This is a genomic window from Streptomyces sp. TRM68416 (assembly GCF_014596915.1).
GTDB lineage: Bacteria > Actinomycetota > Actinomycetes > Streptomycetales > Streptomycetaceae > Streptomyces.
The window spans coordinates 175,978-200,446 of the sequence record NZ_JACVWU010000007.1; the positions used below are offsets into that span (position 1 = coordinate 175,978).

21 protein-coding genes are annotated in these 24,469 nt (G+C 71.7%); 5 read left to right on the plus strand and 16 right to left on the minus strand.

Annotated elements, in window-relative coordinates; translation table 11 throughout:
• Nucleotides 1–11: 11 nt before the first annotated feature.
• From ICC28_RS14045 to ICC28_RS14080, 8 genes are all read right to left on the minus strand, one after another.
• Nucleotides 12–1,658: a glycoside hydrolase family 27 protein gene (locus tag ICC28_RS14045; RefSeq protein WP_188288863.1), complete on the minus strand. Its 1,647-nt coding sequence runs from the start codon at nt 1,656–1,658 to the stop codon at nt 12–14.
• A gap of 86 nt (nt 1,659–1,744) precedes the next feature.
• Nucleotides 1,745–3,154: a non-reducing end alpha-L-arabinofuranosidase family hydrolase gene (locus ICC28_RS14050; protein WP_188288864.1), complete on the minus strand. Its 1,410-nt coding sequence runs from the start codon at nt 3,152–3,154 to the stop codon at nt 1,745–1,747.
• A gap of 166 nt (nt 3,155–3,320) precedes the next feature.
• Nucleotides 3,321–6,155 (minus strand): glycoside hydrolase family 2 TIM barrel-domain containing protein, encoded by a 2,835-nt coding sequence (locus ICC28_RS14055; RefSeq protein WP_262928469.1) that lies wholly within the window; start codon nt 6,153–6,155, stop codon nt 3,321–3,323.
• A 229-nt stretch (nt 6,156–6,384) separates the two neighbouring features.
• Complete coding sequence (locus ICC28_RS14060; RefSeq protein WP_188288865.1) at nt 6,385–8,721, minus strand: ATP-binding cassette domain-containing protein; 2,337 nt, start codon at nt 8,719–8,721, stop codon at nt 6,385–6,387.
• Nucleotides 8,722–8,764: 43 nt separating this feature from the next.
• Nucleotides 8,765–9,814 carry an LLM class flavin-dependent oxidoreductase gene (locus tag ICC28_RS14065; protein WP_188288866.1) on the minus strand — a complete coding sequence of 350 codons (1,050 nt, stop codon included), beginning with the start codon at nt 9,812–9,814 and terminating at the stop codon, nt 8,765–8,767.
• 381 nt (nt 9,815–10,195) lie between these two features.
• A complete protein-coding gene (gene fahA / locus ICC28_RS14070) occupies nt 10,196–11,389 on the minus strand; it encodes a fumarylacetoacetase (protein ID WP_188288867.1) in 1,194 nt (397 codons plus the stop codon).
• Nucleotides 11,386–12,264 carry a hypothetical protein gene (locus ICC28_RS14075; RefSeq protein WP_188288868.1) on the minus strand — a complete coding sequence of 293 codons (879 nt, stop codon included), beginning with the start codon at nt 12,262–12,264 and terminating at the stop codon, nt 11,386–11,388. The genes fahA and ICC28_RS14075 overlap by 4 nt, the downstream gene beginning before the upstream one ends.
• The gene (locus tag ICC28_RS14080; protein ID WP_188288869.1) at nt 12,261–13,442 is read right to left on the minus strand and encodes a homogentisate 1,2-dioxygenase; all 1,182 of its coding nucleotides are present in this window, start codon (nt 13,440–13,442) and stop codon (nt 12,261–12,263) included. The genes ICC28_RS14075 and ICC28_RS14080 overlap by 4 nt, the downstream gene beginning before the upstream one ends.
• A gap of 178 nt (nt 13,443–13,620) precedes the next feature.
• On the opposite strand from ICC28_RS14080, the gene ICC28_RS14085 reads away from it, so the two are divergent.
• From ICC28_RS14085 to ICC28_RS14100, 4 genes are all read left to right on the plus strand, one after another.
• Nucleotides 13,621–14,292 (plus strand): IclR family transcriptional regulator, encoded by a 672-nt coding sequence (locus ICC28_RS14085; RefSeq protein ID WP_188288870.1) that lies wholly within the window; start codon nt 13,621–13,623, stop codon nt 14,290–14,292.
• Between the two features lie 171 nt (nt 14,293–14,463).
• Nucleotides 14,464–15,669 (plus strand): 4-hydroxyphenylpyruvate dioxygenase, encoded by a 1,206-nt coding sequence (gene hppD / locus ICC28_RS14090; RefSeq protein ID WP_188288871.1) that lies wholly within the window; start codon nt 14,464–14,466, stop codon nt 15,667–15,669.
• A gap of 100 nt (nt 15,670–15,769) precedes the next feature.
• Nucleotides 15,770–16,234 (plus strand): MarR family winged helix-turn-helix transcriptional regulator, encoded by a 465-nt coding sequence (locus tag ICC28_RS14095; protein WP_188288872.1) that lies wholly within the window; start codon nt 15,770–15,772, stop codon nt 16,232–16,234.
• Between the two features lie 81 nt (nt 16,235–16,315).
• The gene (locus ICC28_RS14100) at nt 16,316–16,753 is read left to right on the plus strand and encodes a tetratricopeptide repeat protein (protein ID WP_188288988.1); all 438 of its coding nucleotides are present in this window, start codon (nt 16,316–16,318) and stop codon (nt 16,751–16,753) included.
• A gap of 75 nt (nt 16,754–16,828) precedes the next feature.
• On the opposite strand, the gene ICC28_RS14105 is transcribed toward ICC28_RS14100, so the two are convergent.
• The 3 genes from ICC28_RS14105 to ICC28_RS14115 all read right to left on the minus strand — a co-directional run bounded on the left by ICC28_RS14105 (nt 16,829) and on the right by ICC28_RS14115 (nt 18,661).
• Complete coding sequence (locus ICC28_RS14105) at nt 16,829–17,998, minus strand: GTP-binding protein (RefSeq protein ID WP_188288873.1); 1,170 nt, start codon at nt 17,996–17,998, stop codon at nt 16,829–16,831.
• Between the two features lie 4 nt (nt 17,999–18,002).
• A complete protein-coding gene (gene rpmF / locus ICC28_RS14110; protein WP_186283563.1) occupies nt 18,003–18,173 on the minus strand; it encodes a 50S ribosomal protein L32 in 171 nt (56 codons plus the stop codon).
• A gap of 77 nt (nt 18,174–18,250) precedes the next feature.
• Nucleotides 18,251–18,661 (minus strand): (2Fe-2S) ferredoxin domain-containing protein, encoded by a 411-nt coding sequence (locus ICC28_RS14115; protein WP_188288874.1) that lies wholly within the window; start codon nt 18,659–18,661, stop codon nt 18,251–18,253.
• Between the two features lie 189 nt (nt 18,662–18,850).
• On the opposite strand from ICC28_RS14115, the gene ICC28_RS14120 reads away from it, so the two are divergent.
• Nucleotides 18,851–19,342 (plus strand): HAD family acid phosphatase, encoded by a 492-nt coding sequence (locus ICC28_RS14120; protein ID WP_188288875.1) that lies wholly within the window; start codon nt 18,851–18,853, stop codon nt 19,340–19,342.
• Nucleotides 19,343–19,517: 175 nt separating this feature from the next.
• On the opposite strand, the gene ICC28_RS14125 is transcribed toward ICC28_RS14120, so the two are convergent.
• From ICC28_RS14125 to egtA, 5 genes are all read right to left on the minus strand, one after another.
• Nucleotides 19,518–19,733 carry a dodecin gene (locus ICC28_RS14125; protein WP_188288876.1) on the minus strand — a complete coding sequence of 72 codons (216 nt, stop codon included), beginning with the start codon at nt 19,731–19,733 and terminating at the stop codon, nt 19,518–19,520.
• Nucleotides 19,734–19,863: 130 nt separating this feature from the next.
• Nucleotides 19,864–20,826, minus strand: coding sequence for an L-histidine N(alpha)-methyltransferase (egtD, locus tag ICC28_RS14130; RefSeq protein ID WP_188288877.1), 963 nt, complete (start codon nt 20,824–20,826; stop codon nt 19,864–19,866).
• The gene (gene egtC, locus ICC28_RS14135; RefSeq protein ID WP_188288878.1) at nt 20,823–21,602 is read right to left on the minus strand and encodes an ergothioneine biosynthesis protein EgtC; all 780 of its coding nucleotides are present in this window, start codon (nt 21,600–21,602) and stop codon (nt 20,823–20,825) included. The genes egtD and egtC overlap by 4 nt, the downstream gene beginning before the upstream one ends.
• The gene (gene egtB, locus ICC28_RS14140; RefSeq protein ID WP_188288879.1) at nt 21,602–22,906 is read right to left on the minus strand and encodes an ergothioneine biosynthesis protein EgtB; all 1,305 of its coding nucleotides are present in this window, start codon (nt 22,904–22,906) and stop codon (nt 21,602–21,604) included. Before egtB ends, egtC begins: the two co-directional genes overlap by 1 nt.
• Nucleotides 22,903–24,204: an ergothioneine biosynthesis glutamate--cysteine ligase EgtA gene (gene egtA / locus ICC28_RS14145; protein ID WP_188288880.1), complete on the minus strand. Its 1,302-nt coding sequence runs from the start codon at nt 24,202–24,204 to the stop codon at nt 22,903–22,905. Before egtA ends, egtB begins: the two co-directional genes overlap by 4 nt.
• Between the last annotated feature and the right edge of the window lie 265 nt (nt 24,205–24,469).

The window sequence follows — 24,469 nt, forward strand, 5'->3', positions numbered from 1 at the left end:
CCCTCACTGGTTTACGGAGTTGTGGTCCACTTCTGGTTGCTCTGGCCGTTGCAGGTCCACAGGATGACCGGTGTCCCGTTGGCGGTGGCGGCCCCGTTGACGTCGAGGCACAGTCCGGCGTGGACGTTGCGGATCGACCCGTCGGACTGCCTGGTCCACTTCTGGTTGTCCTGGCCGTTGCACGGCCAGATGACGACGGGTGTGCCGTTGGAGGTGCCCTGGTCGGAGGCGTCCAGACACTTGTCGCCGTAGACGCGGATCTCCCCGCCGGCCCAGCTGGTCCAGAGCTGGTTGGCGGCGGTGTGGCAGTCCCAGACGAGCGTCCTCGTCCCGGCCGCGGTGGCGCCCTGCTCCACGTCCAGGCAGCGGCCGGACCCGGTACCGCGCAGGCGTGCGGTGGTGGCGGCCAGCGGGGTTCCGCCGGTCACCTTGAACACGGCGACGCCGTGGGCGGGAACGCTCGCGGAGATCTGTCCGGACGTGCTCGACGTACCGCCGGTCCACAGGTCGGTGAGGGTGAACGAGCTTCCGCCGAGGCCGACCTGTGCGGCCGTGGTGGTGACGGTCGTGGTGCTGCCGCCCCGGTTGAGCAGACCCACCGCGACCGAGCCGTCGGCCAGGGCCTTGGCGAACACCTCGGTGTTGCCGTCGTCGCGCACCCGGCGTCCGCCCGCGCCCAGCGGGTCCTGGTTGACCGCCAGCAGGCGCGGGTTGCGCAGGATCGCGCTGACGTCGGCGGACATGGTGCGGATGTCGTTGCCGGCCATGAGCGGGGCACCCATGAGCGCCCACAGGGCGAAGTGGGAGCGGGACTCGGTCAGCGTCAGGCCGGGACGGCCGACGACCAGCATGTCGGGGTCGTTCCAGTGCCCCGGGCCCGACTGGGCGGCCAGGGGCGCGGTGACGTCCAGGACGTTGCCGACGCCCATGGGATAGCTGTTGGTGTTGCCGTTCTGCCAGATGTCGAGCAGGTCCTCGGTCGTCCGCCACAGGTCGGCGACCTCGCTCCAGTTGTACTTGTCGCCGGTGGGGGCGTGGAAGCTGTTGGGGTTGATGCTGTAGACGATCGGGCGGCCGGTGGCGCGCAGGGCGTCGCGCATGAGGGTGAACTGCGCGACCTGCTCGCTGAGGGTGCCGCTGCCGGAGCACCAGTCGTACTTGAGGTAGTCGACGCCCCACGAGGCGAACGTGTTGGCGTCCCGGACCTCGTGGCCCTTGCTGCCCGTGGAGCCGGGGTAGGTGCCCACGCCCTGGGCGCACGTCTTCTCGTTGGGTGCCTGGTAGATGCCGAACTTCAGGCCCTTGCTGTGGATGTAGTCCCCGAGCGCCTTCATGCCGCTGGGGAACTTGGTCGGATTGGCCCGCAGGTTGCCCTGCGCGTCGCGCTGCGGATCGAACCAGCAGTCGTCGACGACGACGTACTGGTAGCCCGCGTCCTTCATGCCCGAGGACACCATCGCGTCGGCGGCCTGGCGGACCTGCGCCTCGGTGATGCCGCAGCCGAAGCTGTTCCAGCTGTTCCAGCCGAGCGGAGGGGTGAGCGCGGGGCTGCCCGGCGCGGCCTCGGCGGTCGTGTCGACGGAGGCGGTGACGCAGGTCGTGAGCGTCAGCGCGGCGGCTGCGAGGAGACGTAACAGTCGTCTTTGTACGGGGGCCATGGGGGGTTCCTTCCCGGCCCGCACAGCGGCTTGCGCCGTGCGGGCCTCATGGACGGGTCGTGCGCCTGTGTGCGGGTGCGGACGGGTCAGCGCTGGAGGGTCAGCAGGCCCGGACGGTAGGGCAGTTCGATGTACGGGGTGCCGTCCGAGGCGGGGCTCCGACCCTGGTAGAGGAACTGCAGGTTGCACGGGTCGATGGTCATGGTCTGGTCAGGATTGCTGCGGACCAGGTCACCATGGCTGATGTCGTCGGTCCAGAGGGCACCGCTGTTTGCCTTGCCGGCGAAGGGAGCGCTCTCACTGCCGGCCTGCTCGGTCCACGTGCCGTTCAGGTCGGTGGCGGTGAACGAACGGAAGTAGCGGCCGTTCGCGCCCATCGCCTCGACGATCATGAGGTACTGGTTCTGGCCCTGGACCTTGTACACCTCCGGCGCCTCGAAGAGCCGTTCCTTCGTGTCGCTCATGACCGTGGTGTACGAGGAGCCGAAGCTCGCCGGGAAGTTCCCGATCGGCATCGTCGACTTGTAGATCTTGCCGTTGTCGTCGGCGAAGAACAGGTACATGTTCCGGTTGTCGGCGATCACGGTCGGGTCGATCGGACCGCTTTCGGGGAGGCTGCCGGTGAACAGGGCCTGCGGCGCGGACCAGCCGTTGGGGTCGGTGGGGTCGCTGGACGTGCGGTAGGTGAAGGGCCAGGCGGTGCCCCAGCCGTTCGAGACCAGCACCCAGACGTTCTTGGGGGCGAAGTAGAACAGCTTGGGCGCCACGGCGAGCTCGTTCATGCCCTTCTGGCGGGCCGACGCCATGTCCGACCAGTTCGTGAAGGGGTCGAACGTCGTGGTGCCCCACGACGATCCGTCCGAGGTGGTCGCGTAGACGAGCTGCTTGCCGTTGTAGGGCACGGTGGTGAAGTCCTTCAGCGCGACCCAGCCGTTCGCCGGCTGCGCCAGCGGGCCGGTCGAGCTCCACCGGTACGTCGACGGCAGGGCGCACGTGTTGCCCGGGGGTGCGGACAGGCCGGCCCACTTCTGGTTGTCGCCGCCGTGGCAGTTCCAGAGCTGTACCGCCGAGCCGTTGGCCGTGGCGCCGCCACTGACGTCCAGGCACAGCCCGGAGCCCACGGCGGCGATCGTGCCGTCGGCGTTCACCCGCCACTGCTGGTTCGCGCCGCCGTTGCAGGCCCAGATCACCGGCCGGGTGCCCGCCGTCGTGGCGTGGCCGGGTACGTCGAGGCACTTGTCGCCGTACACCCTCAGCTCGTTGCGGTCCGTCAGCGTCCACTTCTGGTTGTCGCCGCCGTGGCAGTCCCAGATCTGCACGTTCGTGCCCTCCGCCTGGCCGGCGCCCGCCACGTCGAGACACCGGTCGGCACCGACGCCGCGCAGGGCGCCGCTGGTGGCCGCCTGGGCCGGGTTGGCGACGAGCGCCGCCGCCGAGGCGACCAGGGCGGCGAGCACCACAGGCAGCTGCCTGCGGCTGAATCCACGTCTGAACATGGGACCTCATTCCTTGACTGAGCGGTTCCGGACGGCCCGGGGAGGGGCCGTCCGGAGTGGGGGTGCGCTACGGCCCGACCCGCACGTTCGTTATTTCGAACACTGGTCGAACCATCGGCGACAGTGCGCCACGGTGTGCCGCCTGCCGCCGAAGGGGACGGAGGTGTTACCGGGAGAAGGAGAAGTACAGGGTCCGGGCGTAGTCACCCGTTGCCGTGGTGGGGCCGCCGGTGGGGCCGAGATCGGCCGGCGGGTGGAACTTGGTGCCCATCGCCGGGATGGCGTCGAGGAACGACAGGTCACCGTCCGGGAAGGGCGGCGCGGTGAAGCGGGGGTCGGGTCCGAACCGGGGCGTGAGGAGACGCAGGTAGAGGTTCTCGTCCTCGGAGACCATGGTCAGACGTCCGGCGGTGGTGTGCAGGGACGCCCAGCGCACGTCCGCGTGGTAGCCCTTGAACTCCGGGTACTCCCAGCCCTCGGCACCGGTCGCGGTGTCGTTGTACTGCTTCGTCCAGACGTCCGTCGCCACGCCGCGCAGGCGGTTCTTCCACACCCGGTGGGGTCCCTGGCCGAGCCAGGTCATGCCGGTCACCGACGACTCGGGCAGATCGAAGCCGACACCGAAGAGGTCGTGCTCGCCGGTGAGGTGGTAGCGGTAGTCCAACTGCAGCCAGCCGCTGGGGTGCAGGCACCACCGGACACGGCGCAGGACGCCGGAGTACTCGGCCTCCACCACGTAGGCGTCGCCGTCCGGACCGTGCGTCAGGTCGGTGAGGTCGGCCGTTCCGGTCGTGGGCAGCGGGCCGCGGGACAGCGCGAAGTCCTTCCCGCGGTGGGCGACGCCGGACAGCAGGCCCGTTGTCGTGTCGAGCGTGACCGTGGTGTGGCGGGAGGCGAGGGTCAGCGTGTCGGCGGCCGTGAGGGAGCCGCGCACGGCCGGGCCCGGGCCCACCCGCACCAGTCGCCGGGCCTGGTCGGCGGCGGCCGGGACGGTCCATGTCCAGCGGCGGATCTCACGGCCGTCGGCGTCGCTGACGGTCAGCGCCAGGGCGTCGGCGCGTCGCCAGCCGTACGGCAGGGGCAGACGCAGCACTCCCTGGGTGCCCGGTGCGATGTCCGGGGCGGAGGCGGTGCCCCGGGCGCGTACGGTGTGCCCGTCCTGCCGCTGCGACGGGGTGCGGAAGTCCAGGAGCTGCCAGGAGAACCGGCAGCTACGGGTGTTGGTGAAGCCGTAGTGGTTGGCGAGGCGGACCCGCCCGTCGAAGTCCTTCGGCAGACCGGAGGCGAACCGGTCCGGCTCGGCGAGCTGGACGGGGGACCAGATGTCCTTGATGGTGTAGAAGCTGGCCTCCTTCTCGCGGAAGGGGCCGAGGATGCCGTCGGGCGCGGCGTTGCCGGCCACGTCGATGGCGCCGCCGAGGTCGTCGCGCACGATGCCCTCGTCGACCAGTGCCCACACGAAGCCGCCGGCGGACAGCCGTTCGTGGCCCATCAGCTTCCAGTAGTCGTCGAGCCCCGCGCCCGCGCCGCCGTCGTAGAGGGCGTGGAGGAACTCGGTGGGCATGAAGATGTCGCCCCGCTCCTGGAGGATGCGGCGGGTGCTCTCGTAGTTCTCGTAGTGGTCGGTGTTGATGCCGCCGAAGTTCGCCCAGGGGTGGAGCACCGTGCGCTTCTGGGGGTCGAGGCGGGCGTAGTCGTCGTCGAGGGCGGTGTTCCAGCCGCCTTCGTTGCCGTTGCACCAGAACACGATCGACGGGTGGTTGACGTCCCGGGTGACCATGGAGGCGACGAGGGGTCTGCCCACCTCCTCGTCGTAGAACTTCTGCCAGCCGGCCAGTTCGTCGAGGACGTACAGACCGAGTTCGTCGGCGAGGTCGAGGAAGTGCGTGTCCGGCGGGTAGTGGGCCATCCGGACCGCGTTCATGTTCATCTCCCGCATCAGCAGGATGTCCTTGCGGCTGATGCGCGGGCTGGTCGCCCGGCCGGACGTGGGCCAGATGGTGTGCCGGTTGGCGCCCTTGAGGATGACCTTGACGCCGTTGACGTACACGCCGTCGCCGGGGCGCACCTCGACGGTGCGGAAGCCGATCCGCTCGTCGACGCGGTGGACGGTACGGCGCTCGCCCGCCCGGAGCGTGACCTCGACGCGGTAGAGGTGCGGGGTCTCCGCCGTCCACTGCCGGGGGGACTTCACCGTGGTCCTGAGCGTCACCTTCGTGTCGCCGGGGGCGACGGCCGCGGTGAACGGGGCGCCGACCGGGCGCCCGGACAGGTCGGTGACCCGGGCGACCAGACGGTCGGCTGAACCGGTGCCCGACAGGTGGGCGTCGACCCGCAGGGTGCCGTCGGCGCGGGCGTCGACGGCTATGCGCTCGATGTGCTGGAGCGGGAACGCCTCCAGGTGGACTGGGCGGTAGATGCCGCCGAAGTTCCAGTAGTCGCCGAGGCGTTCGGCCCGGTTGACGGAGTCGTCGGTGGACTCCTTGCTGACCGTCACCTCCAGGAGGTTGTCCTGGCCGGGGCGCAGCCGGTCGGTCACCTCGTGCCGGAACCGGTAGAAACCACCGCGGTGGACGGGGCCGACCGACTCGCCGTTGATCCACGCCTCGGTCTCGGTCATCGACCCTTCGAAGACGAGGAAGACACGTCTGTCGCGCCAGTGGGCGGGCGGGGTGAAGGTGTGCCGGTAGCGGCCCTTCTCCTCCGGGCGCAGGTTCCACCCGTAGTTGTACGTGCCGTATCCGTGGAACTCCCAGTTGGACGGCACCGGGATGGTGTCCCAACTGCCGCTGCGCCGACCGCTGGTGCACAGGAAATCCCAGTCGACCGGGCGGTCGGCGTCCTCGCCGGACAGGTACAGGCGCTCGGTGCGCGCGGAGGCGTCCGCTGCGGCGGAGGGCACGGCGGCCGGCTCGGCGGCCAGTGCCGAGCCCGCGGGCAGGCCTCCGGCGACGGCCGCGCCGGCGCCCAGGATCAGGACGCCGCGACGTGACAATTGCATGAACATCTCCAGCCTTGAGGGAACATCAGGGCACTGCCGGCATCCGATTGTCGAAGCGCTTCCGCGCACAACACAGCAGATCAGGGCACATTGGTGGGAGCGAGACGACCATAGGAGTCGAATGAATCGAACACAAGAGGGCGGTAAGATCCGAGGGTGTCCACGGCCCTGCCCGCTGCGGACGTCCGATCCGCCTCGGCTGGGAAACGGATCGTGCCGGACGGGCCGGTCAGCGACCGTGCAGCACCCGTGCCAGATACGGCGCGGTGGCGCTGCCCGTCACCCCGGCCACCTCCGCCGGCGGGCCCGCCGCCACGATCCGGCCGCCCGCGTCTCCGCCGCCGGGACCCAGGTCGATCACCCAGTCCGCGCCCGCGACCACGGCCATGTCGTGCTCGACCACCACAACGGTGTGCCCGGCGTCGACCAGACCGTGCAACTGCCGCATCAGGACCTCGACATCGGCCGGGTGGAGACCGGTCGTGGGCTCGTCGAGCAGGTAGAGCGTGTGGCCGCGACGACCGCGCTGGAGCTCACTGGCCAGCTTGATGCGCTGGGCCTCGCCCCCGGACAGCTCGGTCGCGGGCTGGCCGAGGCGCAGATAGCCGAGGCCGACGTCGAGCAGCGTGCCGAGGCTGCGCGCCACCGCCGGGGTGTCGGCGAAGAAGGCGGCCGCCGCCTCCACCGTGAGGTCGAGAACCTGGGCGATGTTCCGCCCCCGGTAGGTGACTTCCAGCGTCTCGGGGTTGTAGCGCGCGCCCGCGCAGTCCGGGCACGGTGCGTACGTACTGGGCAGGAACAGCAGCTCCACGCTGACGAACCCCTCGCCCTGGCAGGTCTCGCAGCGCCCTCCCGCGACATTGAAGGAGAACCGGCCGACACCGTACCCGCGCTCCCGTGCCGCGTCGGTGGCCGCGAACTCCTTGCGTACGACGTCGAAGAGGCCGGTATAGGTCGCGAGGTTGGAGCGCGGGGTGCGGCCGATCGGCTTCTGGTCGACGCAGACCAGGCGGCCCACGCCCGCCGACTCCTCGGTGATCTCGCCGATGAGCGTGGACTTGCCCGATCCGGAAACACCCGTGACCGCGGTGAACACGCCCAGCGGGAACTCGGCACTCACCCCGCGCAGGTTGTGCCGGGTGACCGGCCCGACCTTCAACCGGCCACGCGGGTCCCGCACTTCACGTACGGAAGTGGGGGAGCGGTCGAACAGGAAGCGGGCCGTGGCCGACTCCGCGACCTCGGCCAGCCCCGCCACCGGGCCGCTGTGCAGCACCCGCCCGCCGTGCTCGCCCGCGCGCGGGCCGACGTCCACGAGCCAGTCGGCGCCGCGGACCACGTCGAGGTGGTGCTCCACCACGAACACCGAGTTCCCGGCGGACTTCAGGCGGGCCAGCACGGTCAGCAGGGCCTCGGTGTCCGCCGGGTGCAGCCCGGCGGACGGCTCATCGAGGACGTAGACGACCCCGAACAGGCCGGCGCGCAACTGCGTGGCCAGGCGCAGGCGTTGGAGTTCGCCGGCGGACAGGGTGGGGGTGGCGCGGTCGAGGCTCAGGTAGCCGAGGCCGAGTTCGACGACCGGGCCGATCCGGGACCTGAGATCCTCGGTGAGGACGCGGGCCGTCTCGGACGTGCCGTGCAGGAGACCGGCGAGGTCGGTCAACGGCAGCGCCGCCAGCTCGGCGATCGTCCGCCCCGCGAAGGTCACCGCGAGCGCCTCCGGCCGCAGCCGGCTCCCGCCGCACTCCGGACAGGGCGCACTCGTCAGAAAGCGCTCCGCCCTGGCGCGCAGCGTCGGGCTCTTGGAGTCCGCGAACGTCTTCATCACATACCGCCGGGCACTCATGTACGTGCCCTGGTACGGCCGTTGGATCCGGTCCGCGTCCCGCACCGGATGCACGGTGACCACCGGCTGCTCGTCGGTGAACAGGATCCACTCCCGCTCCTCGGCGGGCAGCTCCCGCCACGGCCGGTCCACGTCGTGCCCGAGCGCGTCGAGGATGTCCCGCAGGTTCTTCCCCTGCCAGGCGCCCGGCCAGGCGGCGATCGCGCCGTCCCGGATCGACAGCGAGGGGTCGGGGACCAGCAACTCCTCGCTCGTACGGTGGACTTGGCCGAGCCCGTGACACCCGGGGCACGCCCCCGCGGCCGTATGGGGGGAGAAGACGTCGGAGTCCAGCCGCTCGGCTCCCGGCGGATAGTCCCCGGCCCGCGAGAACAGCATCCGCAGCGAGTTGGAGAGGTGGGTGACCGTGCCGACCGACGAACGGGACGTCGGCGCCGACCGGCGCTGCTGGAGCGAGACCGCCGGCGGCAGCCCGCTGATCTCCCCCACCTTCGGCGCCCCGACCTGATGGATCAGCCGCCGCGCGTACGGCGCCACCGACTCGAAGTACCGCCGCTGCGCCTCCGCGTAGATCGTGCCGAACGCCAGCGAGGACTTCCCCGAGCCGGACACCCCGGTGAACACGGCGAGCACGTCCCGCGGAATGTCGACGTCCACACCCTTGAGATTGTGCTCACGGGCCCCGCGGACACGGACGTAGGGATCGTGCGGGTCGTGCATGCGGCGCTCTCTCCGTGCCTGGCCGGGACAAAACTCCGCAATTCTATGCGACCGGGCCGCTCAGGGCCCGGACGACCACCTCGTCGGCGACCCCGCCTCGGTTCACGATCCCCGCCAGCCGCCGGTACGAGTCCAGCAGCGCCGCTCGATCGTACGTACTCGTCGTGACCAGCACCTCCTGCGCCCCCGTCTCCTTGAGGACCGTCTCCAGCTCGTGGGCGACCTGTTCCTCGGTGCCCGCGATGTGTCCGGCGAGTCCGGCCTCGTAGAAGCCGCGCTCCTTGGCGGTCATCGTGAGTGTCTCGATGCGCTCGGCGGGCGGCAGGGGCGGGAAGGTGCCGTGGGTGCGGGAGTACGCCATCGACCAGGCCTCCGGGACGAGCAGGCGGCGGGCCTGCTCGGGGGTGGCGGCTACGGCGATCGTGCCGGAGATGACGACGTAGGGCTCGCTCGCCCAGGGGGAGGGGCGGAAATGGGCGCGGTAGTGGTCGATGCCGCGCTGCATCTTCTCGCGGTTGCGGAGGTCGCCGATGACCATGGGCAGGCCCGCGCGGGCCGCGACGGCGGCGCCCTCGCCCATGGCGAGCACGAACGGCGGCACGGCCAGGCCCTCGGCGGGGCGGGCGTGGACGCCGGTGGGGGAGGTGCCGCGGAACCAGCCGAGCAACTCGTCGAGCTGGGCGGCGAAGTCGTCGGCGTCGTCCTTGTCCCGGCCCAGCGCCCTGCGCACACCGTCGGTGAACCCGACCGACCGCCCGAGGCCCATGTCGATCCGGCCCGGGAAGAGGGACTCCAGCACCCCGAACTGCTCGGCCACGACCAGGGGCTGGTGGTTGGGCAGCATCACGCCGCCGGTGCCCACCCGGATCGTGCGGGTGGCCGAGGCGACCGCCGCCGCCAGCACGGTGGGCGCGGAGCCTGCCACCCCGGGGACCCCGTGGTGCTCCGACACCCAGAACCGGTGGAAACCCAGCTCCTCCACCTCACGCGCCAGGTCCACGGTGGCGCGCAGCGCCTCGGCATGCGTGCCGCCCTCGTGCGTGCGGGAACGGTCGAGGACGGAGAAGCGGACGGCTGCGGTCTCAGGGCTCACGGTAGGTACAACACGTGCGGGGCGGGAGGATTCCCCGCCCCGCGGCGCGGATGCTCGGCACGGACGCAGCGGGCGGCAACTCGTCGCCGCCGGTGGGGGCGCGGTGCCGTGCGACGCCCTGGAGCCCTGGATTCCGGCGCGCGACGCTGTGCGACGGGTCCCCGGACGCAGGCGCGCTGTGCTCTGCCGGGCTGTCGGCCGCGGTTCACCGGCGGGGTGCGGTGAGCGTCCGGCCAGGCCCGTTCGGCGATGGCGGTGGCGTGGTTCGTCCGGCCAGGCGCGCTCGGCGATGGCGGTGGCGTGGCTCTCCCGCTCCGACGCGTCAGGTCCCGTCCGTCAGGGCCCCGGGGAGCCCGCTGTCCGGGGCCGCCGTCGCGCTCGTCACGCCTGCCGCTTGCCGGCCGTGATGCGGCCCCGGGCCTCGCCGAAGCCGATCCTGGTCCCGTCGGCGCCCGGTGCCGTGGCGGTCAGGACGACCTCGTCGCCGTCCTCCAGGAAGGTGCGCGGCCGGCCGCCCACCGTGACGGGCTCCTTGCCGCCCCAGGTCAGTTCGATGAAGGCGCCGCGCTGCTCCTTCTCCGGGCCGGAGACCGTGCCGGAGGCGAAGAGGTCGCCGGTGCGCGAGGGGGCGCCGTTGACGGTCTGGTGGGCCAGCATCTGGGCGGGGGACCAGTACATCGCGGCGTACGGCGGCCGGGAGACGACCTGGCCGTTCCAGGCGACCGTGAGGTCGATGTCCAGGCCCCACGGCTGGTCCATGCGCAGATACGGCAGTACGGCCGGCTCCTGGGGCGGGACCGGGACGCGTGCGGCGTCCAGCGCGAGCAGCGGCACCACCCACGGCGAGATCGTCGACGCGAAGGACTTGCCCAGGTTGGGGCCGAGCGGGACGTACTCCCAGGCCTGGATGTCGCGCGCGGACCAGTCGTTGAAGAGGACCACCCCGAAGATGTGCCGCTCCGCGTCCTCGGCGCCGATCGTGTCGCCCATGGCGCTGCCGGTGCCGAGGACGAAGCCGAGTTCGGCCTCGATGTCGAGGCGGGTGGAGGGGCCGAAGACCGGTGCCGGGTCCTGGGGGCCCTTGCGCTGTCCGCAGGGCCGGACGATGTCGGTGCCCGAGACCACGACGGAGGCCGCGCGGCCGTGGTAACCGACCGGCAGATGCTTCCAGTTGGGCAGCAGCGGCTCGGGGTTGTCGGGCCGGAAGAGCCGGCCCAGGTTCGAGGCGTGGTGCTCGGAGGCGTAGAAGTCGACGTAGTCGGCGACCTCGAACGGCAGGTGCAGGGTCACCGCGCCCAGCTCGTGCACCGCCTCGGCGGGCACCTCACCCCGCAGCCGCTCGGCGATCGCGGCCCGCACCTCCACCCAGCGGGAGTGGCCCTCGGCCATGAAGGCGTTCAGGCTCGGCCGGGCGAAGACGTCCTCGTCCAGCAGCACGGCCAGGTCGATGACATGGTCGCCGTAGCGGGTCGCCACGCGCGGTGTCCGGCCGGGCGTCGAGTAGACGCCGTAGGGCAGGTTGGTCAGGCCGAACAACGAGTCGGCGGGGACGGTGAGTCGGACGGTGCTGGTCATGCGGACACCTCGGTGAGATCGGCGACGGTCGCGGCGGGCAGCAGGCCGAGAGCGGCCGATTCGACGGCGGGCTCGGCGACGGAGCAGGTGCCGAAGGAGCGGAACAGGTCACGGACTCGGGGCGACAGGGCGCGCACCCGCCCGGAGACCCGGTCGCCGTCGCGGTCGGCCAGCAGCCGGACCAGCTCCGCCTCCTCGGCACCCCGCAGGGCCGCGTCGGCGGCCACGAGCAGGTTGAGGAACCCGTGCTGCTCGAACCCGGTCTCCGGGTCGGTGTTGCGCAGCGCGTGGTGCAGTCCGGCGGTCGCCTTGAACGCCACCCCGGCCCGCACCGCGGCCAGGAGGGCGGCTGCGAGTTCGCGCTCGTCGGGGTACAGGTCGGCGCGTACGCCCCCGGTCCGGAACTTGGCCAGGTACGGCGTCCCGGCGAGTGCGGCCAGCAGCGCCGCGCGCCGGTCGTCGCGCGGCACCTCCACGTACACGGTGAGGCCGCTGTCGTCGTCGAGCGCCTCGTCCAGGGCGGGTACGACCGCCTCGGCGGCGACTCCGTCGGGCACGGCGACCTCCAGACCGGCCGGCCGCACGGCCGGGATCCGGCGCGCCGCGGCGAGTGCGTCGGCGAGGCCGGGCAGATCGACGGTCACCGACAGGGCGAAGGAGCCCTCGGGGAGGTCCGCGGTCGGCTCGGCGAGCCGGTCGACGTCCTTGGCGGCGAGGACGAACGTGCCGACCAGCCCGGCGTGGGCGCCCCGTGTGTGCGCCACATGGGCCCGGACGGCCTCCTCGACCGGCAGGTTGCCGGGCGGGAAGACCGCCGCGTCGTCGAACAGCCCGGCGAGCACCGGGGGGATCTCCGGCGTCGGCGGGGCGCTCACCGGTTCTGCTCCCAGGAGTAGGCGTACGTGCCGTCGTCCGTCGCGCGAGCGGCCTCGCCGAGCTGGAGGGGACGGAACGTGTCGACCATGACCGCGAGCTCGTCGAAGAACTCCGCCCCGATCGACCGCTCCATCGCGCCCGGCTGGGGGCCGTGGGGGTGGCCGCCCGGGTGCAGGGAGATCGAGCCCTGCCCGATCCCGGAGCCCTTGCGGGCCTCGTAGTCGCCGCCGCAGTAGAACATCACCTCGTCGGAGTCGACGTTGGAGTGGTAGTACGGCACGGGGACGGCCAGCGGGTGGTAGTCCACCTTGCGCGGCACGAAGTTGCAGATCACGAAGTTGTGGCCCTCGAAGACCTGATGGGCCGGCGGCGGCTGGTGGACCCGGCCCGTGATCGGCTCGAAGTCACGGATGTTGAACGCGTACGGGTAGAGGCAGCCGTCCCAGCCGACCACGTCGAACGGGTGGTGCGGCAGGGTGTGGACGGTCCCCACGACACCCCCCGCCCCGCGGTGCTTGAGGTACACCTCGACGTCCTCGCCCTCGACGACCGTCGGCCCGTCCGGCAGGCGCAGGTCGCGCTCGCAGTACGGCGCGTGCTCCAGAAGCTGGCCGTTCTTGGAGAGGTAGCGCCGCGCCGGCCCGATGTGCGAGTTGGCCTCGACGGTGTAGATCCGTACCGTCCCGTCCGGGACGATCCGGTACGTGGTGGCCCGCGGCACGATCACATAGTCGCCGTCACCGACCGTCAGGTCGCCGAAGACCGTCTCCACGCGGGCGCGCCCGGCCTCGACGTAGAGGCACTCGTCGCCGATCGCGTTGCGGTAGTACGGGCTGACCGCGTCGGCCACGACGTACGCCAGCCGTACGTCGTCGTTGCCCAGCAGCAGCCTGCGGCCGGTCACCGCGTCGACGCCGGACCCGCCGTCCGCGAACAGCTTGTGCGTGGAGAGGTGGCGCGGCACCAGGGGGTGGTTGGGCACCAGCGACTGGTCCCCGAGGTCCCACACCCGGAACTCCCGCACCGCCGAGGGAATGTACCGGTGGTACAGCAGCGAGGAGTCCGAGGAGAACCCCTCCTCGCCCATCAGCTCCTCGTAGTAGAGGTTCCCGTCCGGGTCCCGGTGCTGGGTGTGACGTTTCGGCGGAACCGCGCCCGCCCGGTGGTAGTACGGCAAGGCCCTCTCCTTTGTGCGCTCAGCGCACATTTGTGTGCGGCAGAAGCAACACGTCGAAGTTAGGTCGCGGGAGACGGGCCAGTCAAGGCACCGCTCGGGCTCCCGGGCCCCGCTCAGGCGTTTGACGTGGCCTAACGTGGCGTCCGAAGGCGCTGCGCGGGTTCTCTCGGAGGTGTTGATGGCCACCCTGCAAGGTCTGGACCGTGGGCTTCGGGCCCTGAACTTGATCTCTCTGGCGGCCGACGGCCTGACGGTGGCGGACCTGGCGGCGCAGCTCGGGATCGACCGGGCCGTCGCGTACCGGATCGTGCAGACGCTGGAGGAGCACGCGCTCGTCTCCCGGCAGGACAAGCGGGTGCGGCTCGGGGCGGGCGCCGCCCTGCTGGCGGGGCGGTTCCAGGGACAGCTGGTACGGGCGGCCCAGCCGGTGCTGCAGGAGCTCGCCGACGCCACCGGTACGTCCGCCTTCCTGACGGTGGCGCACGGTGCGCGCGAGTGCGTCCCCGTCGCGGGTGCGCAGCCGGCCGTCCAGCACGGCCCCGTCCAGGTCGGCTACCGCATCGGCGTGCGGCATCCGCTGGAGAGAGGGGCGAACGGTGTCGCCATCCTCGCGGTGCAGCCGCCCCTGCCGGACGAGCCCGAGGAGATCGTGCGGGCCCGGGAGCTGGGCTACAGCATTACCTCGGGACAGCTCCAGCAGGGCGCCACCGGGATCGCGGTGGGGTTCGAGGTGCCGGGCACGGTGGGCGCCTCGGTCGGAGTGGTGGCCATGCACGAGTTCGACATCGAGGCGGTCGCCGCACGGGTGAAGGAGGCGGCTGCGCGACTGGCGGCGGCGGGCAGGGCCTGACCCGCTCCGGGCGTGCCCTCGAGGAGTGAGCAAATTGTATATGGGAGACCGCTGAGAGCGAGACAAACTGAGCAGCTTGAACAGCCCGCAGGGTGACTCTTGTGCAGCCGTGGGCACCAGGTGTGTCCTACCGCCACGCGCCGGAAGCAGGCACACCGAAAGGGATGACGCATGAGCATCGAGCAGACCCTCACGAGCCAGGAGCGGCTGGCGGAGCTCGACCTGCAGCAGCTCAAGCAACTGGTCGGACTCGTCGAGTACGACGCCGACGGTGACCCCTTCCCGGTGACCGGCTGGGACGCGGTGGTCTGGTCGGTGGGCAACGCGACGCAGGCAGCGCTGTACTTCCAGGTGGTCTTCGGCATGGAACTGGTCGCCTACTCGGGACCGGAGACCGGCAACCGCGACCACCACGCGTTCGTGCTCCGCTCCGGAGCGATCCGCTTCGTCATCAAGGGCGGCGTCGACCCGGACAGCCCGCTGCTCGACCACCACCGCCGCCACGGCGACGGCGTGATCGACATCGCCCTTGAGGTGCCCGACGTCGACAAGTGCATCGAGCACGCCCGCGCGCAGGGCGCGACCGTGCTGGAGGAGCCGCAGGACGTCACCGACGAGCACGGCACGGTCCGGACCGCGGCCATCGCCACGTACGGAGAGACCCGCCACACCCTGGTGGACCGGTCCCGATACTCCGGCCCCTACCTGCCCGGCTACGTCGCCCGCACCTCGGGCTACGTGAAGCCCGAGGGCGAGCCCAAGCGCCTCTTCCAGGCCCTCGACCACGTCGTGGGCAACGTCGAACTCGGCCACATGGACGAGTGGGTCGAGTTCTACAACCGCGTCATGGGCTTCACCAACATGGCCGAGTTCATCGGCGACGACATCGCCACCGACTACTCGGCGCTGATGAGCAAGGTCGTCGCCAGCGGAAACCACCGGGTGAAGTTCCCGCTCAACGAGCCGGCGATCGCGAAGAAGCGCTCGCAGATCGACGAGTACCTCGACTTCTACCGCGGCCCCGGCGCCCAGCACCTCGCCCTCGCCACCAACGACATCATCCAGACCGTCGACATCCTGCGGTCCAAGGGCATCGAGTTCCTCGCCACGCCGGAGAGCTACTACACCGACCCCGAACTGCGCGCCCGCATCGGCAAGGTCCGCGTGCCCATCGAGGAACTGGCCTCGCGCGGCATCCTCGTCGACCGCGACGAGGACGGCTACCTGCTGCAGATCTTCACCAAGCCGATCGGCGACCGGCCCACGGTGTTCTTCGAGTTCATCGAGCGCCACGGCTCACTGGGCTTCGGCAAGGGGAACTTCCGGGCCCTGTTCGAGGCGATCGAGCGCGAGCAGGAGAAGCGCGGCAACTTCTAGGCGCCCCCGCGCCCCCGCGCCCCCGCGCCCCCGCGCCCCCGCGTCCCGCCCCGCACGGCTGCCTCCTGGGTGAAGTGTCAACCACGTCTAGACTCTCGCCATGGAGGAAAGCGTGCGGTGGCTGACGCCGGAGGAGCAGCAGGCGTGGCGGAGCTTCGTCCGCCTCCAGGAGAAGCTGGGCGGCCGTCTGGCTCGCTTGCTGCAGACGGAGTCGCATCTGTCGGCCGCCGACTTCGCGGTCCTGGTGAACCTGACCGACGTGCCCGAGGGCCGGCGCCGCCATCAGGACCTGGCGCGGGCCCTGGAGTGGGAGAAGAGCCGCATGTCCCACCACGTCGCCCGGATGGCCGGACGCGGGCTGGTGGTGCGGGAGGAGTGCGCCGAGGACGGACGCGGCGCGTTCGTGGTGATCACGGAGCAGGGGCGCGCGGCCATCGAGGCGGCGGCCCCGCTCCATGTCGAGGCCGTGCGCGCGCTGTTCCTCGACCATGTCACCCCGGCGGAACTGCGCACGCTGGGGCAGATCTCCGAGCGGGTGGTCGCGAAGCTGGACGGCGACGCCTGAGCCGCAGCCGGAATAGTGAGGGGCCGGGGCTCGTTGCAGAGGCATGGTTGATGTGTCAACTTCATGGAAGGGTTGAAGGCGATGCAGTCGAGCGAGAACCTCAACGAGTACCCGGCGTACGACGGGGTGGCGCCCGACCGCTGGGCCAGCGCGCTGCACCTGTTCGACAACGGCGTGGGAGTGCCGCGCGAGGAGACCACCGTCGAGCGCTGGGAGCGGGCTCGGCTGCTCTTCGACGCCAAGGACTACATCGGCGCCGCCCGGCTGCTGGCCGACGTCGTCGAGGAGGCTCCGGAGCAGAACGGCCCCCGGCTGCTGCTGGCCCGCGCCTACTACCACTCCGCCCAACTTCGCCGCGCCGAGGAGCAGTTGCGCAAGGTCATCGAGCGCGACCCGGTGGAGCACTACGCCCACCTGATGCTGGGCCGCACCCTGGAGCGCCAGGGCCGGCGCGACGAGGCGGGACCCTGGCTGCGCCTGGCCGCCGCCTTCTCGGGCGAGTTCCCGGACGGCGACTGAGCGCTCCGGGGTCGGGCGTACGACGGCGGCGGGCATCCGGTGCGAGCGGTGCCCGCCGTCCTGGGGCCGGGGCGCTCAGGCCCCGGCCACGGCGTGCTCATGGTCGCACGCCTCGTCGATGCCGTAGGTATCCCAGGCGGGGAAGGAATCGATGCGCGGGACCGCCTCCCCGGGGCGCACGAGACAGTCGGTCAGGGCCGCTTGGAGGGAGTCGGCGTTCAACTGCGTCCCGATGAAGACCAGTTCCTGCGCGAACGGCGCCTCGTCGTCCCGGGCCGTCGACGGCTCGAATCGGGCGACCGTGCCGGCCTGGGACCACAGCCCCGTCACGTGCGGGCGGCTGGCCAGGGTGAAGAAGCCCTTGGAGCGCAGGATGCGGCCGTGGCCCCCGCCGTCGAGTTCCTCGGTCACGAACGTCCACAACCGGTCGGGGTGGAAGGGGAGTTCGGAGCGGAAGACGGTGGAGGAGACGCCGTACTCCTCCGTCTCGGGGACGTGGTCGCCGTTGAGTTCCCGCACCCAGCCGGGTGCCTGCTGGGCCCGCTCCAGGTCGAACAGGCCGGTGTCCAGGACCTGGTGGAGGTCCACCCGGCCGTGCACGGCGGGGACGATCCGCGCGGCGGGGTTCAGGCGGTCGAGAGCCGCCCGCAGCCGGGCCGCGGACTCGTCGTCGACCAGGTCGAGCTTGTTGAGCACGATGACGTCGGCGAACTCGATCTGGTCGACGAGCAGATCGCTGACCGTGCGCTCGTCGTCCTCGTACGGGGCGAGGCCGCGCTCGGCGAGTTCGTCGCCGCGCTGGAGCTCGGGCAGGAAGTTGGCCGCGTCCACGACCGTGACCATGGTGTCCAGGCGGGCCAGGTCGTCGAGGGTGGCGCCGTCGTCGCGGGCGAAGGCGAAGGTGGCGGCCACCGGCATCGGCTCGGAGATGCCCGAGGACTCGATGAGGAGGTGGTCGAAGCGGCCCTCGCGGGCCAGCCGGTCGACCTCCTCCAGCAGGTCGTCCCGCAGGGTGCAGCAGATGCAGCCGTTGGTCATCTCGACCAGGCGTTCCTCGGTCCGCGACAGGGCCGCCTCGCCGCCGCGCACGAGCGTGGCGTCGATGTTGACCTCGCTCATGTCGTTGACGATCACGGCCACGCGCAGGCCCTCGCGGTTGCCGAGGACATGGTTGAGCAGGGTGGTCTTGCCCGCCCCGAGGAATCCGGAGAGCACGGTGACGGGCAGCCGGCGGTCGTCGGACATCCGCTCAGTCCTCGGGGCGCAGCAGCCCGCGCTCGTAGGCCTTGACCAGGCGCTGCGGGACGAGGTGCTGGACGCCGTCGACGGTGACCGGGACCAGGGTGGGGGTGGCGGCCTTCCACTGCGCTCGGCGGTGGCGGGTGTTGCTGCGGGACATCTTCCGCTTGGGGACGGCCATGGCGTACCTCCTCGGTGGGTGAACACCGAGGACGCTACATGAAAATGGAACCCATTAACAATTGACGTACGGGGGCCTCAGCGGCGGGAGCGCACCCGGGCGTCCTTCGGCGGATCGATGAACTGCAGCTCCAGCGCGAGCGGTGGTTCCGCCAGACCGGGCCCGCCCGCGGCCACCCACCGCACGACCTCCTCGGTGCTCGCGTCGTCCGTGGCGAACCCGATCCAGGTGGGCCGCCCGCCGGCCCGCCGCCCCGCCGCCGAGGGGCCCACGACGATCACGTTGGCCTGGTCGCAGGGGCCCAGGCAGTCGGTCGTACGGATCCGGACGCCGTGCTCGGCCGCGGCGGCGCGCAGCACCTCCAACTGCCCCTCGTGGTCGATTCCGGGGTGCTTGCGGGAGTTGCCGCAGCAGCAGCCCCGGCACACGACGAGGGAACAGGCGGAACCGGTCGGGGAGGTGCGGGTTGCGCGAGGCGTCGAAGGCATGACAGAAGCATGAGGCCTACGGTGATCGGCGCGACGGGCGGGGGAGGGGCGGACGCCGCCTTCGACTGCTCCAGATCGCCGTGTTGCGCATGAGGGCCTCCCGTCCGCGTTCACCTGCGCCGTCACCTGCAAGTGGCCGCGCGCGGCCGGGAGGTTGCCGGGGTGCGGGATCCGCTTAGGGTGGGCGGTGTGACCGACAGCACCAAGCGCCCGCTCGCCGTGTTCGACCTCGACAACACCCTCGCCGACACCGCCCACCGGCAGCGGTTCCTGGAGTCCCGGCCGCGAGACTGGGACGCCTTCTTCGCGGCGGCTCCCGCGGACCCGCCGATCCCCGAAGGGGTCGCCCTGGCGCTGGAGCGCGCCGAGGACTGCGAAGTGGTCTATCTGACCGGGCGCCCCGAGCGCTGCCGACGCGACACCCTGGCCTGGCTCGCCGCGCACGGACTCCCCGACGGCCACGTCCACATGCGCCGCAACGACGACCGCAGGCCCGCCCGCCGCACCAAACTGGAGACCCTGCGCCGCCTCGCCCGCACCCGTGAGATCCGCGTGCTCGTCGACGACGACGAACTGGTCTGCGAGGACGCCGAACGCGCGGGATTCCCGGTCGTACGGGCACGCTGGACCGCCCCCTCCGCGGAGCTGAAGGTGGCACAGGAGCGGGAGGGGCGGACCTGAGCCCCGCTAGTTCAGGTGAACCAGCGCCCCACGGATGCGGGCACCCCGCTGCCGTCGTAGAGCACTGCGGTGAACACCAGCCGGGGTCGGGCGGCGAGTGAGCGTCACATGCCGCGAGGGGCAAGCCGCCACGCGCCGCCGTTACCGCCGGCCGCGCTCGACCGCGCCCCCCGCCCTACTCCGCCTCCTCCAGGCGGAAGCCGAGCTTGAGACCGACCTGCCAGTGGGCCACCTGGCCGTTCTCGATCTGGCCGCGTACCTGGGTGACCTCGAACCAGTCGAGATTGCGGAGGGTTTGGGAGGCGCGGGCGATGCCGTTGCGGACGGCTTGGTCGACGCCCTCGGGGGAGGTGCCGACGATTTCCGTTACGCGGTAGGTGTGGTTCGACATTGCGGGTGCTCCTCTCCGCCGTGACGGCGGTGCCAGACGTTTCGGATGTGCCGGATGTATCGGACGTATCGCGCCTGCATCCACCGTGCCCCACTCCGTGGTGGAGCGCGAGACGGCAGGGGGCGTCCGGTCACCGCGCGACGCTCAGCGACAGCGCGAACCGGCCCTCGGAGTCCGTCCACCAGTGCGTCAACTCAAGCCCGGCGGAGTGCAGCTCGCCGCGCACGCCCTCCTGGCGGAACTTCGCCGAGATCTCGGTGTGCAGCTCCTCGCCCACCGCGAAGTCGACCGCGAGGTCCAGTGCGGGCACCTTCACCGTCTGGGCCGAGCGGGCCCGCAGCCGCATCTCGATCCACTCGTTGTCGGCGTCCCACAGGGCGACGTGGTCGAAGGCTGCCGGATCGAAGTCGGCGCCGAGCTCACGGTTGACGACGGTCAGGACGTTCTTGTTGAACGCCGCCGTCACCCCGGCCGCGTCGTCGTAGGCCCTGACCAGCACCTTCTCGTCCTTGACCAGGTCCGTGCCGAGGAGCAGGGCGTCACCCGGGGCGAGCAGGGCGCGGACCCCGCTGAGGAAGGCGGCCCGCTCCGCGGGCAGCAGGTTGCCGATCGTGCCGCCGAGGAACGCCACCAGCCGGGGGCCCGGCGTGTCCGGCAGGGTGAGCGGGCCGGTGAAGTCGGCGATCAGCGCGTGCACGTCCAGGCCGGGCCGCGACGCGATGAGGGCGTGCCCGGCCTGGCTCAGGGCGCTCTCGCTGACGTCGACGGGCACGTACGTGTGCAGCTCGGTCAGGGCGTCGATCAGGTACCGGGTCTTCTCCGAGGAGCCGGAGCCCAGTTCGACCAGGGTGCGGGCGCCCGTCGCCGCGGCGATCTCGCCGGCGCGGGCGATGAGGATCTCCCGCTCGGCGCGGGTCGGGTAGTACTCGGGCAACTCGGTGATCTGCTCGAACAGTTCGCTGCCATGGGCGTCGTAGAACCACTTCGGCGGCAGCGTCTTGGGGGTGCGGGTCAGGCCGTTGAGGACATCGGCGCGCAGGGCGGCCTCCGTGGCGTCCTCGGGCAGGGTGCGGGTGAGAAGGAACGGACTCACGTGCGGGGCTCCTTCAGAGGTGCGGGCGTCGGGTCCTTGAGCGGCGTGAGCAGCACGTCGGTGCGGCTCGCCGCGAGGAGCGTGCGGTCGGGGACCTCCTGCCAGTGCGGATCGTCGTCGTACGGCTCCGAGGCGACGACCGTGCCGCGGCCGGGGGTCGAGAGGTAGAAGAGGGTGTCGCCCCAGGCGGTGGCGGTGATGGTGTCGCCGTTGGTGAGGAGCAGGTTGAGCCGCGAGCCCGGGGCCGCCGCGGCCACGTCCGCGACCGTGTCGGCCAGCGCCTGCCCCTCCTCGTCCCCGGCCCGCAGCCGGGCCAGGACCAGGGCCCACACCAGCGCCGAGTCGTTGCGGGCCTCCATCGACAGCAGGTCCTCGGCGGGCAGTGACCCGGTGAGCGGCGCCAAGGAGCCGGGCCAGCCCTTGACGGCGCCGTTGTGGCTGAACAGCCACGGGCCCGCGGCGAACGGCGCCGCGGCCGCCTCGGCGTCCGCACCGGACAGGGTGGCGTCGCGCACCGCGGCCAGCAGCGCGGTCGACCGCACCACCCGCGCCAGGTCGGCGAAGGACAGGTCCGCCCAGATCGGCCCGGCCCGGCGGTAGCGGGCCGGCACCGGATCCCCGGGCGCGTACCAACCGACGCCGAAGCCGTCGGCGTTGACGGTCCCGTACCGCTGCCGTCGCGGCGCCCAGGATTGGCGGTACAGGCTGTGCGGGGGCTCCACGAGGTGTCTGCCGAGCGGCTCCTCGGGGCCCAGGCGGGCGAGGTGACGGCACATCAGACGGCCCCCGAACGTGCCGTGCGGAACCCGGAGAAGATCTGCCGCCGGATCGGATAGTCCCAGTTGCGGAACGTGCCCCGGCAGGCCACTGCGTCCACGGCGAACGAACCGCCGCGCAGCACCTTGTACTCGGGGCCGAAGAACACCTCCGAGTACTCCTTGTACGGAAACGCCCGGAACCCGGGGTAGGGCAGGAAGTCGCTCGCCGTCCACTCCCACACATCGCCGATCAACTGCCGTACCCCGAGCGGTGATTCACCCTCCGGGTAGCTGCCGACCGGGGCCGGGCGCAGATGCCGCTGGCCGAGGTTGGCGTGCTCGGCCTCCGGATCGGCGTCGCCCCACGGGTAGCGCGTCGAGCGGTCGCCGGCCGGGTCGTGCCGGGCGGCCTTCTCCCACTCCGCCTCGGTGGGCAGCCGGCGCCCCGCCCAGCGGGCGTAGGCATCGGCCTCGTACCAGCTCACGTGCAGCACCGGCTCCTCGGGCGGGACGACCTCGGTGACGCCGAAGCGGCGGCGCAGCCACTGCTTGCCGTCCCGGTGCCAGAACAGCGGCGCGTGGATGGAGTGCTGCCGGATGTGCCCCCAGCCCGCCGGGGCCCACCAGCGCTCGTCTTCGTAGCCGCCGTCCTCGATGAACGCCTGGTAGGCGCCGTTCGACACCGGGGTGGTGTCGATGAAGAAGGGGGCCACCTCGCGCCGGTGCGCCGGGCGTTCGTTGTCCAGCGCCCACGGCTCGTCCGAGGTGCCCATGGTGAACGGGCCGCCGGGGACCAGGACTTCGGACGGGCCGGTGAACAGCGGCGCCGGTTCCGGGTCCGGGGCGGTCAGGGCCTGCGGGCCCCTGCGGAGCTGATGGGTGATCAGCATCGTTTCGTCGTGCTGCTGTTCGTGCTGCGCGATCATCCCGAAGGCGAAGCCCGCCTCGGTGAGCCGGCTCCCGTGGAAGGCGGTGCTCTCCAACAGGTCCAGGACCCGTCCGCGCACCTCGGCGGCGTACTGCCGTGCCTCGGCGGGCGGCAGCAGCGGCAGCGTGGGCCGTTCGGAGCGCGGATGCTCGAAGGCGTCGTAGAGGCTGTCGATCTCGGGGCGCATCGCCTCCCGGCCGGCGACGGCCCGCAGCAGCCACTGCTCCTCCTGGTTGCCGATGTGCGCCAGGTCCCAGACCAGCGGTGACATCAGCGGGGAGTGCTGCGCGGTCAGGTCGGGGTCCTCCACGCAGCTGGTGAGCAGCGTGGTGCGCTCGCGGGCGGTGATCAGGGTGGTCAGGGCCCGTTTCCGGAGCGACTCGGTGTCGGTCATGCGTGCAGGTCCTTCCCGTGCGGGCGGCGGTCCGAGCCGTGGAGCCCGTCCAGCAGGTCGTCGGCGGGGCAGCGGCCCCGGGTGACATAGCGGTCCCGGTAGGCCGCGACGGCGTCCGTGACCTCGGTGGTGGCACCGAGCCGGGGCAGCGCCTCCAGCGCCGCCGCGAAGCAGGTGACGGCCGCCTCGTGCAGCTCGGGGTCGGCCGGGCCGTACCGGGCCGCGTCCATCCACAGCGCGTTGTGCGGCGCCGGGCGCGGCAACGCCCGTTCGGCGAGCGGTTTCACGGCGCGGTAGGCGGTCTCGGCGGCCGCGGGGTCGTCGAACAGCGCCGTCGTCACGGCGAGCGGCACCAGCCACCCGTCCTCGCCCGGCTGGGCGTCGATCATGCGCAGTTCGAGGTGGCCGCGCGGTCTGACCGGCGGGAACAGGGTGGTCAGGTGGTAGTCGAGGTCCTCCCGGGTCGGGGGCCGCGGCATCGCCGACCGGGTCCACTCGCGGAAGGTGAGCCCCTCCGGGACCTCCCACGGGCCGCTGTCCTGCCGTACGCACATCACCGGCGCGTCCAGGACGTGCCGGGCCCAGGCGGCGCGCGGGTCGTCGTCCAGCGGGGGCGCGCCCGCCCGGTCCGCGCCGATCTCCGTCCACAGCAGCTGCCGGGTGGAGAGCCAGCCGGTGGGCTCGTTCCCGGCGAGGGGGGAGTTGGCGAAGGCCGCCACGAGGACCGCGCCGAGCTGGTGGGCCAGCCACCAGCGGCGGACGTGGCCCAGCGGGCCGGGTTCCTCCTGGCCGGCGTCCAGGCACACCTGGACGGAGGCGGAGGTGCACATCATGGCGCGGCCGGCCGGACCTCTGCGGTCCAGGCACCTCTCCATGGCGTCGTACCGCGGCTGGCGCAGATAGCGGCGGGGTTCGTGCCAGGGGTCGTGGCCGATGCCGACGAGGCCGAGACCGTGCTCGCGCAGGCGGGCGCGGACGGCGTCGAGGTCGGCGGAGACGGTACCGATGCACTCCATCAGGGAGGCGGCGGGAGGGGAGCTGAGCTCCAGCTGACCGCCGGGTTCGACGGTGAGCGCCGACCTCAGAGGCACGGTACGCAGTGCGGCGTAGGCCGCTTCGAGTCGTTCGGGCGGTACGGGGAGCTGCGGACGGCGCAGCTCGTGGACGAGCCATTCCACTTCGACCCCGACGGTGCGGGGCGGTCCGGTCTTGAAACAGATGCCGCGGACGAGCGCCTCCACCTCGGCTTCGGTGATGGCGGTGCGCGACCGCGTACAGTCGCTTGCCGTATCGGACATGTCGGGATCCTCCTGAGATTCCACCATGCCACCGGTCCGGGTCCGATGGGTCCGAACCGGCAATGACTCGTCCCACCCAAGACGCTTGCGACGCTCGGCACAAGGGTGCCTACCGGGACGTTCGGGACCGGTAAGCATTGCTTTCCGGTCGTTTCCTGGAACTTTTCCGATCGTTTCCGGGGTCGGAAAAAACTCTGTTGCACCCCGACTCGGGCATCGCCGAGGATTCCCGCATGAGCACGACGGGGGAGCGCGTCCGGCGTGC

Excerpts from the sequence above, each read along its gene's own strand:
- ICC28_RS14045 (WP_188288863.1), bottom strand. The coding sequence starts at position 1,658 with ATGGCCCCCGTACAAAGACGACTGTTACGTCTCCTCGCAGCCGCCGCG.
- ICC28_RS14050 (WP_188288864.1), bottom strand. The coding sequence starts at position 3,154 with ATGTTCAGACGTGGATTCAGCCGCAGGCAGCTGCCTGTGGTGCTCGCC.
- ICC28_RS14055 (WP_262928469.1), bottom strand. The coding sequence starts at position 6,155 with ATGCAATTGTCACGTCGCGGCGTCCTGATCCTGGGCGCCGGCGCGGCC.
- ICC28_RS14060 (WP_188288865.1), bottom strand. The coding sequence starts at position 8,721 with ATGCACGACCCGCACGATCCCTACGTCCGTGTCCGCGGGGCCCGTGAG.
- fahA (WP_188288867.1), bottom strand. The coding sequence starts at position 11,389 with ATGACCAGCACCGTCCGACTCACCGTCCCCGCCGACTCGTTGTTCGGC.
- ICC28_RS14085 (WP_188288870.1), top strand. The coding sequence starts at position 13,621 with ATGGCCACCCTGCAAGGTCTGGACCGTGGGCTTCGGGCCCTGAACTTG.
- hppD (WP_188288871.1), top strand. The coding sequence starts at position 14,464 with ATGAGCATCGAGCAGACCCTCACGAGCCAGGAGCGGCTGGCGGAGCTC.
- ICC28_RS14095 (WP_188288872.1), top strand. The coding sequence starts at position 15,770 with ATGGAGGAAAGCGTGCGGTGGCTGACGCCGGAGGAGCAGCAGGCGTGG.
- ICC28_RS14100 (WP_188288988.1), top strand. The coding sequence starts at position 16,316 with ATGCAGTCGAGCGAGAACCTCAACGAGTACCCGGCGTACGACGGGGTG.
- ICC28_RS14105 (WP_188288873.1), bottom strand. The coding sequence starts at position 17,998 with ATGTCCGACGACCGCCGGCTGCCCGTCACCGTGCTCTCCGGATTCCTC.
- rpmF (WP_186283563.1), bottom strand. The coding sequence starts at position 18,173 with ATGGCCGTCCCCAAGCGGAAGATGTCCCGCAGCAACACCCGCCACCGC.
- ICC28_RS14115 (WP_188288874.1), bottom strand. The coding sequence starts at position 18,661 with ATGCCTTCGACGCCTCGCGCAACCCGCACCTCCCCGACCGGTTCCGCC.
- ICC28_RS14125 (WP_188288876.1), bottom strand. The coding sequence starts at position 19,733 with ATGTCGAACCACACCTACCGCGTAACGGAAATCGTCGGCACCTCCCCC.
- egtC (WP_188288878.1), bottom strand. The coding sequence starts at position 21,602 with ATGTGCCGTCACCTCGCCCGCCTGGGCCCCGAGGAGCCGCTCGGCAGA.
- egtB (WP_188288879.1), bottom strand. The coding sequence starts at position 22,906 with ATGACCGACACCGAGTCGCTCCGGAAACGGGCCCTGACCACCCTGATC.
- egtA (WP_188288880.1), bottom strand. The coding sequence starts at position 24,204 with ATGTCCGATACGGCAAGCGACTGTACGCGGTCGCGCACCGCCATCACC.